Source organism: Shimwellia blattae DSM 4481 = NBRC 105725 (assembly GCF_000262305.1).
Lineage (GTDB): Bacteria > Pseudomonadota > Gammaproteobacteria > Enterobacterales > Enterobacteriaceae > Shimwellia > Shimwellia blattae.
The window spans coordinates 592,289-604,248 of sequence record NC_017910.1 but is presented as its reverse complement, the minus strand read 5'-3'; the positions used below and the strand labels follow the sequence as shown (position 1 = coordinate 604,248).

Here is an 11,960-nt window from a genome sequence, read left to right as displayed (position 1 = left end):
CCTCATCAGATACGCTCACCCGGATTCCGGGCGTAGCTGTGGCCGGGCGCCCGGGGGCACCTTAATTTAATTGATTGATTTAGCTGGCTTTTACTAAATAGCCTAAAAAGCCCGAGATCTTCCTGGCCGCCAGGGCGACCTCCCGCTGGAGGCGATCCCGGTCAGTCTGCGGGATCTCTTCGGTCGGGATCATGATGCTTATCACCGCCGCCACCCGCGCGGAACGATCGAAGATCGGGTAAACAATGGAGGAGATGCCATGGCGGTAAAACGACTCGCCAATAACATAGCCCCGGCCTTTATCCTGCTGGACCATGTTCCACAGTGTGTCCCGATCCAGGCTGTCTCCCCCGTGCTCGCCCGGTAACCGCGGGTGGGGATAAAGCAGCTCGAATTCATCCCGGCGAATATCGGTTAATAACATCCGCCCCAGAGAGGTACGGTGCACCGGTAAACGGGTCCCCACGCTGACCTGGTTGATACGGGATCCCGCCGCGCTCACCCGGGCCACATAGATAAGATCCCGGCCATCGCGGATCGCCAGGTGGCTACTGCATCCGCTGACATCGCGCAGTTGTTCAATGACAGGCTGCCCCACCTGCACCACATCCAGAGAGGCAATAAATTCAAACCCGAGGCGCAACACATTCATGCCGAGGGAAAAGGTACTGGTCCTGGGGTTGCGCTCCAGAAAGCCCATCTGGGTCAGCGTCTGGACCACGCGCCAGGCCGTGGCCTTCGGCATATCCACCAGCCGGTGAAGCTCTGCAAACGTCAGTTCCCGGCGCTGTTCACTAAATGCCAGCAGCAACTGCAGGCCGCGCTCCAGCCCCGGCACCAGCGATTTATTACTCTGCTCTTCCGCCATACTGCTCCCCTGGCCGCAGCCCGTTAGTTAAAAACAAAACCGCCGTTAACCGGAATCAACTGGCCGGTCACAAAGCCCGACAGGCCAGACAGTAACCACACCACGGCACCACTAACGTCTTCCGGGTGCTGGGCACCGTGTAAGGCGCGCCCGTTTTCATACAGGGCATGGCGCTCTGCCGGGACATATTCCGTGGCTTCGACCCGGGTCAGCCCCGGGGCGATAGCGTTAACCCGGATCCGCCGCTCGCCGAGTTCACGCGCCATGGATCGTGTCATGGCGATCACCGCACCTTTGCTGGCCACATAGGCCATCAAGCGTGGTGCGCCCCACAGGGCCGTATCGGAGGCCACATTGACAATACTGCCACCGTCGCGCAGCAGATCGATGGCCGCCCGGGTCACCAGCCAGGTCCCTTTCACATTCACCAGCATGACCCGATCCCAAAGATCGGGATCGTATTCACTCAGGCTCTTACCGCCGACACCCGTCGCCAGGGCGGCATTATTGACCAGGCCATCAATGGGGCCCGCCTCGCCTATCTGGCGAAAACAGTGGCTAATGGAGCAAGGATCTGCCAGATCAATATGCTGCCCGCTCACGGCCAGATCTTCCGCGGATAAGCGTTCTACCGCCGCCGCCAGCTCGCCGGCCAGAATGTCGCACAACACCACCGTGGCCCCCTGGCGCGCCAGATCCCGCGCAAAGTGAAACCCCAGCCCCCGGGCAGCCCCCGTGACAACAATGCGCTTTCCCTGTAATAAGGCCGACATCAGGCGGCTCCCTGCTGCTGTTCACGCTCCGCCAGCTGGCGTGCCGCGGCTTTTTGCATGATGCGGCGCAGGCGGGACAGGCCCACATCGTGCTGGTAGAGGTACTCATGCTCACGCGCATCGGGCGCCATGCTCTCCAGCACGATCCGGTCTTGTTCCAGCACATCCCAGTGGAGCTGTTCAAGGCGGTTACGGTACATAAAGCGCCACAGATCACGCTGCCAGTCCTGCACTTTGCGGATCCGCCAGAAGAAGACCCGGCAGTTGTCGTTATCTTCCGGGACCACCATGCCGACAATCCAGAAATGGCCGCCGGGCCCGAAGCGTTGCTTATAAGGAATGGACAGGCGCATCCAGTAAGCGCCGCTGGCCCCGAACTCTACCCAGTCAAAGTTAATGCCAATCTGACCATTCTTTTTGAAAATAAACCCCTTGTCGGTGGGCTCAAGGGCCATATCGGCTTTGCGATCGCCCTCCGCCATGGAGTGAGACGACGAATGCAGGTAAGTGCCGTGCATGGGGTCCATCACGTTTTCCAGTGCGTACTGGTAATTACACTTCCAGGCGGCGGTACACAGGAAGTGGCTGTAGCTTTCGCTATCGCTCAGCTCTTCAGGGAATATCAGCGGCTCCGGCGCCTGATCGTCGGTTACGCCGAACCATAAAAAGAGTGCCCCGTGGGCCTCCTGTACGTGATAACGGCGCACGCATTTCTGGCCGACCAGGGGGCAGCGATCCACCGCCGGTACATCTTTCACTTCCCCGTCACCGGCCACTTCAACACCGTGATACCAGCAGGCGATACGATCGCCTAAATTCCACCCCATGGATAAACGGGCACCCCGGTGAGGACAGCGATCTTCCAGTGCCTGGACGGTGCCATCCTGGTTGCGCCACAGGACAATTTGCTCCCCAAGGCGCGTAATGCCCACCGGGGCCGACTGGACTTCCCAGCTGGCCAGTACGGGATACCACAATCCCCGTAGCCCCTGATCAAGATAGTTCTGCACAGCGGTTGTCATTGTTGTTCCCCTCAGTAGCCGTTGACCTGTAAAAATGCGCGAAAACTCTGCTCACTCCAGGGCTGCCCCTGGGGATCCCACTGTTTTTGCCCGTTGAGGGCCTGGATCAGCTCCGGCAGCGCGCTGATCCCCTGCTCAAAGAGCTGCTCCAGGGCGTCAATTAACCCCAGCTCAAACGCATCCGGTACGCGGCTGCGGGTCTGCCAGATAATGTTCTGAAACTGGCCGGGTTTGTGGATACTGCCGTTACCGCCCTCTTTTGGCGGCTGGAACGGGTGGCTCTGCGGCAAATGGGGGTTGGTATCAATACGGTGGCTCATGGCACACTCTCCGGTATAAAGGTGATTTGGATTTGATTGTCGAATACCCGTACCGGGTAGCTGTTGAGGTTGCGCCCGCCCGGGCCGTGCAGGCAGCTACCGGTACGCACATCAAAAACAGCCTCATGGAGCGGACACTCCACTTTGCCATCTTCCACAAATCCCTGACTCAGCAAGGCATAAGCATGGGGGCACACATCTTCCAGCGCGAAATATTCGCCCTCAACCAGGTACACCCCTATCGCTTTACCTTCCACATTGCCACTGAACGGAAAGTCTTCCTTTACTTGCGAGGCATCACACACGCCAATCCAGCTCATCACGATCCTCCACTCTTTTGTTTCATATATGAAACAGCGTTTCTTATTTAATACGGTCAATATATAAGTGGCTGGACATTCGTCAAGCCTGTTTGTGATTAAATTGTTAATAAAAGGTGTATGCGTCACATAAATGTGCCACTGATCACTAAAAAGAATGCAGCCGGGAAAAACTGATTTAAAAATCAGATGAAGATATCAATTTCAAATAAATTACTTTCACCAATGAAGTGATCTTTGCTATTGACATTAGGTGGGATATTTTCCGTTGGACGAACAATTTAAATCCGTTGTGCTCAGTGTTTCGCATATGAAACAAAATAAATAAAAATTATATATAACAGTTAGTTAGAATTGATATTTTATTTTTTTTCATCTGATTTTAGCGTTAAATAAAACACGCCTCCGTTACCTGTAAACCAGGAGAGCAATGAGATGATATCCGCAAGATGGCAAGGTGTAATCGCACTGCTTCTATTAATCATCATTTCTTATATTGATCGTGTAAATATATCAATGATGATTTTAAACCCTGATTTTTCGGCATATTTCCACTTAAATGAAAACAGAATGCTACAGGGAGTGTTAATGACAGGGTTCCTTGTCGGCTATGGGCTCTCGGCCATTCTGTTAACGCCGCTTATGGAAAGCCGGCTCCATAACCGCTATGCCCTGTTGTGCAGCGTACTGTTCTGGTCCCTGATTTGTGCCGCCTCTCCCCTGGTGGGATCACTGGTAGGGTTGCTGATTAGCCGGGTAGTCCTGGGCGTGGCGGAGGGGCCGTTATTCTCCCTGAAAACACGCTATATCAACGAGAATTTCGGCCTCCGGGAGCTGGGCAAACCCAACGCGGTGACCGCGATGGGCGTCTCGCTGGGGCTGGCCCTCGGCTTTCCGCTGGTCAATGCCCTGCTGGACAGTCTTGGCTGGGCGGGCTCTTTTTATGCCCTCGGGGTGATTAATTTCGTGCTGGGGGGCGGGCTGGTGTGGGTATTTATTCCGGTGCGCGATGGCCGCCAGCTTGGCACCCGCCTGCGGTTTTGTACCGTCTTACGGCTCGCCTGGCGAACGCCGCTATTAGGCTGGATCCTGCTGGTGGAAATCGCCACCCTCAGCTATCTGTGGGGAAGCTCATCCTGGCTGCCGGCCTGGCTCCACGACGAGCATCACCTGAGCCTGCAGTCCACCGGCTGGCTGGCGGCCATTCCGTTTTTACTCAGTCTGGTGGCGAAATATGTTGGCGGGTTACTGCTCGACAAGCTGCGGCCAAACCAGGCTCCCCTGCTCTTTATCAGCGGCGGCCTGAGTACGGCCCTGGCCATCTGCGGGCTGATGCTCAGCCAGCATCCTGTGTGGCTCACCTTCTGGTTACTGAGCGCCAATGCCTGCTGGGGGATTCAGGGGGCGGCCATTCCGGCCATGGTCCAGTATCAGGCCCGTCATGAAGTGGTGGGCAGCGCCTATGGGCTGATTAATGGCGTGGGGAACTTAGTGGCAGCGTTTATCCCGCTGTTGATGGGGGTACTGATGCATATGCTGGGCTCCATTAGCGCAGGTTTTTCACTGCTGGTGGTCTCCCAGTTAGTGACCCTGTTTGCCGGAACCATGTTGCTGCTGCGCCTGCGCGCAGCAGCATTAACGATTAATGCCTGACACTCAGCCCTTTTTTGCCGCCTGGATATAGAGCATCTCCAGCGCCAGGGTTGCCGCCGCCAGAGCGGTGATTTCCGACTGGTCATAGGCCGGGGCCACTTCGACCACGTCCATACCGACAATATTGAGATCGCGCAGGCCACGCACCAGTTTGATGGCCCGATCAGAGCTCAGCCCACCCATAACCGGCGTCCCGGTACCCGGCGCAAATGCCGGATCCAGGCAGTCGATATCAAAGGTCAGGTACACCGGCATATCGCCGACAATCTGCTTCACCTGGGCCACAATATCGTCCACACCGCGATCGTTAACCTGCGGTGCATCCAGCACGGTAAAGCCGTTGTCTTTGTCAAACTCGGTACGGATACCGATCTGCACCGAATGGCGGGGATCGATAAGCCCTTCATTCGGGGCGGTGTGGAACATGGTGCCGTGGTCAAACTCTGCCCCGTGGGCGTAGGTGTCCGTATGGGCATCAAAATGCACCAGCGCCATTTTACCAAAATGCTTTGCGTGGGCGCGCAGCAGCGGCAGGGTAACAAAGTGGTCCCCACCGAAGGAGAGCATCCGCTTACCGGCGGCCAGCAGGCGTTCGGCGTGGGCCTGGAGTTTTTCGCTCATGTCCCGGGCATCCCCGAAGGCATACACCAGGTCACCGCAGTCCACCACCTTCAGGCGCTGGCGCATGTCGAAATCCCACGGGAAGCGGTTTCCTTCCCATGCCAGGTGGGTAGAGACCTGGCGGATAGCGGCCGGGCCATGGCGGCCACCTGCGCGGCCAGACGTAGCCATATCAAAAGGCACGCCGGTTATCACCCAGTCTGCATCGCTATCATATGGCATGAAACTCAGCGGAAGACGTAAAAAACCAAAGGCATTGGATACCAGAGAGTTGTCATACTGATGGCCTAAGGTATTCATGTATCTGACCTCCCGGACAGGGTTGTATCGCTATCAAAAAAAAAGCCCCTCCACGTCGTTAAACCCGACGAGGGAGGGACTATTGTGCATCTGTTTGTACTGTGAATATTACCGTAATTTATGCCATGTTCAATAGCACATAAATTACCCGCCCCGGTTACTCATCTTCCAGATAGGTGTAACCGTACAGCCCGGCTTCAAACTCTTCCATAAACTGCTGTTGCAGTGCCGCATCCAGATCGGTCTGTTTAACCTGATCCCGGAAGTGGGTCAGCAACGTTTTCGGATCCAGCTGCACGTACTGGAGCATATCCGCCACGGTGTCCCCCTCGTCGGACAGCTCCACTTCCACATTGCCGTCCGGGAAGACGAACACATCGACCGCTTCCGTATCCCCGAACAGGTTATGCATATTGCCGAGGATCTCCTGATAGGCGCCGACCATAAAGAAGCCCACCAGCGGCGGATTCTGCGGATCGTATTCCGGCATCGGCATGGTAGTGGCAATGCCGTCGCCGTCAATATAGTGGTCGATGGCACCGTCGGAATCACAGGTAATATCCAGCAGCACCGCCCGGCGCTCCGGTATCCGGTCCAGCCCTTCCAGCGGCAGCACCGGGAATAACTGGTCTATCCCCCACGCATCCGGCATGGACTGGAACAGGGAGAAGTTGACATACATCTTGTCTGCCATGCGCTCCTGCAGTTCGTCGATAATCGGGCGGTGGGCACGGTTCTGGGGATCGAGCTGCTTTTGCACCTCATGGCACATATTGAGGTACAGCTGCTCAGCCCAGGCACGCTGGCGAAGATCAAACGTCCCGGCGGAATAACCGGTGTGAATATCGTGCAGGTCCATCTGGCTGTCGTGCAGCCATTCACGCAGCGAGCGGCGGCTACCCGGATCCTGCATATCCTGCCAGGTCTCCCACAGGTTTTGCAGGGCTCGCGGCGCATCCGCTGCCGGTGGGGGCACTTCGCTGTATTCGCTGCGCTCCACGCCGATAATATTAGAGACCAGCACCGTGTGGTGGGCGGTTACCGCGCGGCCCGATTCGGTTATCACCGTCGGGTGCGGCAGGCCATGCTCTTCACAGGCGTCGCCAATTGCCCAGATAATGTTATTGGCATATTCATTCAGGCCGTAGTTTACCGAGCAGTCTGACTGGGAGCGGGTTCCTTCGTAGTCCACCCCCAGGCCGCCGCCCACGTCAAAGCACTGAATATTGACCCCGAGCTTATGCAGCTCCACATAGAAACGGGCCGATTCGCGCACCCCGGTGGCAATGTCGCGAATTTGCGCCATCTGCGAGCCAAGGTGGAAGTGCAGCAGTTGCAGGCTCTCCAGACGGTTCGCCTCGCGCAGCATGTCGACCAGCTGCAACACCTGGGTCGCCGCCAGGCCAAATTTAGACTTCTCGCCGCCGGAAGACTGCCATTTCCCGGAGCCCTGAGAGGCCAGGCGGGCGCGAACCCCGAGGCGCGGCACCACGTTCAGGCGCTCGGCCTCTTCCAGCACCATGGCGATTTCAGACATCTTTTCAATAACCAGATAGACCTTGTGGCCCATCTTTTCACCGATCAGCGCCAGGCGGATATATTCACGGTCTTTATAGCCATTACAGACAATTACGCTGCGGGTCATACCGGCGTGGGCCAGTACCGCCATCAGCTCCGCTTTGGAGCCCGCCTCCAGCCCCAGCGGCTCACCGGAGTGGATAAGCGACTCAATAACCCGCTTATGCTGGTTAACCTTAATCGGGTACACCAGGAAGTAATCCCCCCGGTAGCCGTAAGATTCGCGGGCCCGTTTAAAGGCCGCGTTAATGGAGCGCAGGCGGTGTTGCAGGATCTGCGGAAAGCAGAACAGCGCAGGCAGGCGTTGCCCCTGGGCCTCGCGGGCTTTCACCAGCATTGCCAGATCCACTTTGGCCTGCGGGACATCCGGATCAGGACACACGCTAATGTGCCCCAGTTCGTTAACGTCGTAGTAGTTATTGCCCCACCAGGCAATATTGTAAGTACGCAGCATCTTGCTGGCTTCCCGGGAGCTCATGGCCACCTCCTGCATGGAACGTAATACACCTGGCTCGCCCACTGACGTACCCGGAGTCATCTCAATATCGTCAGACATAGCGAACCTCTTTCCTGGTTAAAAGTGTAGAACAGCAAACTACTATCACAGGGGTGACCTGCGATAACAACCCATGAACAGCGCAAATATGTAGCATATTGAGCTGTACGAACGGTTTCAGTTTCATAGCATCAAGACAGACAAATCCACCCCTGATACAGGACTGGAAACACCCTGAGAATAGCCCGGTCAAAGACCAGAGCCCCCTTGTTCAGTGCTCACGACAGGCCACAGTGGCCCCGGAGTGCTGAGAAATGCCGGAACGGGAATAACGTCGGCGGGTTCCTGGAAATGTGTTGCAGGATCTGAAAGTAGCGCGCCCGCCAGAACGGCAGACTGAAGAGTTGCTATAACGCTGGTTCATTAATCGTATCACCTCCACGCACGACAACATGCGATATGCCAAAGCCTTAGCTGTAAAGCCCCACAATTACACTGCACATAACGGCTGGAAGTGGCGACACGAACCCTCGTGCGCTGTTGGTTTCTGGCTCCGGAAAACCGGGAAAATGCCCTCCCCGATCAGGCTCAACGCCTGGAGCGCAGGGTCTTAAGCCGCGCGGGGCGTTTTATACCGTCAACCGGGCGAAAAGGCAAAATAAAAAATCACCCGGGGTGACTATTTACTGGCAGGTGTCAGCGTAAATTGACGCTCCTTTCCGGAAAGAATGCAGACTGGATCAAAAAAAACTGGCAATTCGTTTAACCCTTAACCTAAAATAGCCATCCAGAAGTTAATCCATCTATACCGATTAACATACAGACTGCCCACAGTGGGAATGGCGGATACAACGGTTTTTTACAGTTGATTCTGCCAGTTATAACGAACATCCCGGCAGCCTGTTCCAACCGTTTTCTCTTAGGGTGAAATTAATATGGCGAAACACCTTTTTACGTCCGAATCAGTCTCTGAAGGGCATCCTGATAAAATTGCGGACCAAATCTCCGATGCGGTTCTTGACGCTATCCTGGAGCAGGATCCTAAAGCGCGCGTAGCCTGTGAAACCTATGTGAAGACCGGCATGGTGCTGGTTGGCGGCGAAATCACCACCAGCGCATGGGTGGATATCGAAGAAATCACCCGTAAAACCGTGCGTGAGATTGGCTACGTAAACTCCGATATGGGGTTTGATGCCAACTCCTGCGCCGTGCTGAGCGCCATTGGTAAACAGTCTCCGGATATCAACCAGGGTGTTGACCGCACCGACCCGCTGGAGCAGGGTGCCGGTGACCAGGGCCTGATGTTCGGCTACGCCACCAATGAAACCGACGTGCTGATGCCCGCCCCTATTACCTATGCGCACCGTCTGGTACAGCGCCAGGCCGAAGTGCGTAAAAACGGGACGCTGCCGTGGCTGCGCCCGGATGCGAAAAGCCAGGTCACCTTCCAGTATGACGACGGTAAAGTTGTCGGCATTGACGCGGTGGTGCTCTCCACTCAGCACGCTGAAGATATCTCCCAGAAAGATCTTCATGAAGCGGTTATGGATGAAATCATCAAGCCGGTTCTGCCGGCAGAGTGGCTGAACCCGACCACCAAATTCTTCATCAACCCGACTGGCCGTTTTGTTATCGGTGGCCCGATGGGCGACTGCGGCCTGACCGGGCGTAAAATCATCGTAGATACCTACGGCGGTATGGCACGCCACGGTGGCGGCGCATTCTCCGGTAAGGATCCGTCTAAAGTTGACCGTTCTGCCGCTTACGCTGCCCGTTATGTGGCGAAAAACATTGTGGCTGCCGGTCTGGCGGATCGCTGTGAAATCCAGGTCTCTTACGCTATCGGCGTTGCGGAGCCGACCTCCATCATGGTGGAAACCTTCGGTACTGAAAAAGTCGCCGCTGAGCAGCTTATCCTGCTGGTGCGTGAATTCTTCGACCTGCGTCCTTACGGGCTGATTCAGATGCTGGACCTGCTGCACCCGATCTACCAGCAGACGGCAGCATACGGCCACTTTGGCCGCGAAGCCTTCCCGTGGGAAAAAACCGACAAAGCCGCGCAGCTGCGCGAAGCCGCCGGTCTGAAATAAACCCTCACACCTTCCGGGCCCGGCACTGCCGGGCCTGTTTCCCCGTTTGTGACGCTACTCCTCCCCTGTTTGCTGCCGTATTGCCAGGTATATGGAACCGATTACACTCCCCCTGTATTAAACTGTGATGTACCCGTCATTAACTTCTGCAACCCGAAAACGCATTGCCGTAAACCAGCCGTACCGCAGGGATATTCAGGCAAACTGCCCATAAAAAAATCACGATAAGCCATTGATATCGCGTACTGCACTACTACCGGGGTATTACAACTAAGTGTAATCGATTACACTTGCGTGATAACTATCACATCTTTTTGCAGTGGCCTCTCTTATGCTTCACTCATCCAAATTTCCCGTTGCGGCTGCCGGAGGGTGTGATGCCTGACAATCGATCCACAAAACGTTCCAACAAAACCATGACATTTTTTGTCTGTTTTCTGGCCGCGCTGGCCGGATTGTTATTTGGTCTGGATATCGGCGTCGTGGCCGGTGCGCTGCCGTTTATCGCCGATGAGTTCCAGATTACCGCCCACCAGCAGGAGTGGGTGGTCAGCTCCATGATGTTCGGTGCCGCCGTGGGGGCCGTGGTCAGTGGCTGGATGTCGTTTAAACTGGGCCGCAAATACAGCCTGATGATCGGCGCTATCCTGTTTGTGGTCGGCTCTCTGTTTTCCGCCTTTGCGCCCAACCCGGAGATCCTGATTGTTGCCCGCGTGCTGCTGGGCCTGGCGGTGGGTGTGGCGTCGTATACCGCGCCGCTTTACCTGTCTGAAATCGCCCCGGAGAAGATCCGCGGCAGTATGATCTCCATGTACCAGCTGATGATAACCATCGGCATCCTGGCGGCGTATCTTTCCGATACCGCATTCAGCTATTCCGGCGCGTGGCGCTGGATGCTGGGCGTGATTATTATCCCGGCGGTGCTGCTGCTGATTGGGGTGTTCTTCCTGCCGGACAGCCCGCGCTGGTTTGCCGCCAAGCACCGCTTCCACGACGCCGAGCGGGTACTGCTTGGCCTGCGCGACAGCAGTGAAGAGGCCCGCCGCGAGCTGGACGAGATCCGCGAAAGCCTGAAAGTCAAACAGAGCGGCTGGTCACTGTTTAAAGAGAACAGCAACTTCCGCCGGGCGGTCTTCCTCGGGGTGCTGTTGCAGGTCATGCAGCAGTTTACCGGGATGAACGTCATCATGTATTACGCGCCGAAAATCTTCCAGCTGGCGGGTTATGCCAACACCACAGAACAGATGTGGGGGACGGTTATCGTGGGGCTGACTAACGTGCTGGCTACCTTTATCGCCATCGGTCTGGTGGATCGCTGGGGCCGTAAACCCACCCTTATCCTCGGCTTTATGGTGATGGCGGTTGGTATGGGCACCCTCGGCACTATGATGCATGTGGGTATTCACTCCGCCACGGCTCAGTACGTTGCCGTTGCCATGCTGCTGATGTTCATTATCGGTTTCGCCATGAGCGCCGGTCCGCTGATTTGGGTACTGTGCTCTGAAATTCAGCCGCTGAAAGGCCGCGATTTTGGTATCACCTGCTCTACCGCCACTAACTGGGTGGCGAATATGATTGTCGGGGCCACCTTCCTGACCATGCTCAACAACCTGGGCAGCGCCAACACCTTCTGGGTATACGCCGCGCTGAACCTGCTGTTTATTGGCCTGACCCTGTGGCTGGTGCCGGAGACAAAACATGTCTCTCTGGAGCATATTGAACGCAACCTGATGAAAGGCCGCCCGTTACGTGAAATCGGCCTGCATAACTAATATTCGCTTCTGAGCATTGCCCTTCGCCCCGCGTTACCACGCGGGGCTTTTTTATGGCTCCGCGCGAGTGGTTTGTGAGAATGGCGATTCTCTCCCGCTTCAGGTTCGGGCATATGAACGCCCGGTGAACGGGTTCCGCTCCCCGAG

At 56.2% G+C, this 11,960-nt stretch carries 10 protein-coding genes; 3 read left to right on the top strand and 7 right to left on the bottom strand.

Annotated features, from left to right (window positions below):
- Positions 1 to 79: 79 nt before the first annotated feature.
- From EBL_RS02810 to EBL_RS02790, 5 genes are read right to left on the bottom strand one after another with little or no spacing between them, the layout of a single operon-like run.
- Positions 80 to 868, bottom strand: coding sequence for an IclR family transcriptional regulator (locus EBL_RS02810; RefSeq protein WP_002443373.1), 789 nt, complete (start codon positions 866 to 868; stop codon positions 80 to 82).
- A 23-nt stretch (positions 869 to 891) separates the two neighbouring features.
- Positions 892 to 1,641: an SDR family oxidoreductase gene (locus EBL_RS02805; RefSeq protein ID WP_002443371.1), complete on the bottom strand. Its 750-nt coding sequence runs from the start codon at positions 1,639 to 1,641 to the stop codon at positions 892 to 894.
- Complete coding sequence (locus EBL_RS02800; RefSeq protein WP_002443369.1) at positions 1,641 to 2,663, bottom strand: aromatic ring-hydroxylating oxygenase subunit alpha; 1,023 nt, start codon at positions 2,661 to 2,663, stop codon at positions 1,641 to 1,643. The genes EBL_RS02805 and EBL_RS02800 overlap by 1 nt, the downstream gene beginning before the upstream one ends.
- A gap of 11 nt (positions 2,664 to 2,674) precedes the next feature.
- Positions 2,675 to 2,983 carry a recombinase-like helix-turn-helix domain-containing protein gene (locus EBL_RS02795; protein WP_002443367.1) on the bottom strand — a complete coding sequence of 103 codons (309 nt, stop codon included), beginning with the start codon at positions 2,981 to 2,983 and terminating at the stop codon, positions 2,675 to 2,677.
- Positions 2,980 to 3,303 carry a non-heme iron oxygenase ferredoxin subunit gene (locus EBL_RS02790; RefSeq protein ID WP_002443364.1) on the bottom strand — a complete coding sequence of 108 codons (324 nt, stop codon included), beginning with the start codon at positions 3,301 to 3,303 and terminating at the stop codon, positions 2,980 to 2,982. Before EBL_RS02790 ends, EBL_RS02795 begins: the two co-directional genes overlap by 4 nt.
- Before the next feature lie 438 nt (positions 3,304 to 3,741).
- Between EBL_RS02790 and EBL_RS02785 the strand changes: the two genes are divergently transcribed.
- On the top strand, positions 3,742 to 4,956 hold the full coding sequence (locus EBL_RS02785) for an MFS transporter (protein WP_232001950.1): 1,215 nt from the start codon (positions 3,742 to 3,744) through the stop codon (positions 4,954 to 4,956).
- Positions 4,957 to 4,959: 3 nt separating this feature from the next.
- On the opposite strand, the gene speB is transcribed toward EBL_RS02785, so the two are convergent.
- Together speB and speA are read right to left on the bottom strand one after the other, a co-directional pair.
- A complete protein-coding gene (gene speB, locus EBL_RS02780; protein ID WP_002443361.1) occupies positions 4,960 to 5,877 on the bottom strand; it encodes an agmatinase in 918 nt (305 codons plus the stop codon).
- Between the two features lie 157 nt (positions 5,878 to 6,034).
- Entirely contained in the window at positions 6,035 to 8,011 is a 1,977-nt protein-coding gene (gene speA, locus EBL_RS02775) for a biosynthetic arginine decarboxylase (protein ID WP_002443359.1), read from the bottom strand.
- A gap of 875 nt (positions 8,012 to 8,886) precedes the next feature.
- On the opposite strand from speA, the gene metK reads away from it, so the two are divergent.
- A complete protein-coding gene (gene metK / locus EBL_RS02770) occupies positions 8,887 to 10,041 on the top strand; it encodes a methionine adenosyltransferase (RefSeq protein WP_002443357.1) in 1,155 nt (384 codons plus the stop codon).
- Positions 10,042 to 10,418: 377 nt separating this feature from the next.
- Positions 10,419 to 11,813, top strand: a complete 1,395-nt coding sequence (locus tag EBL_RS02765) for a sugar porter family MFS transporter (RefSeq protein WP_002443356.1) — start codon at positions 10,419 to 10,421, stop codon at positions 11,811 to 11,813.
- Positions 11,814 to 11,960 lie beyond the last annotated feature (147 nt).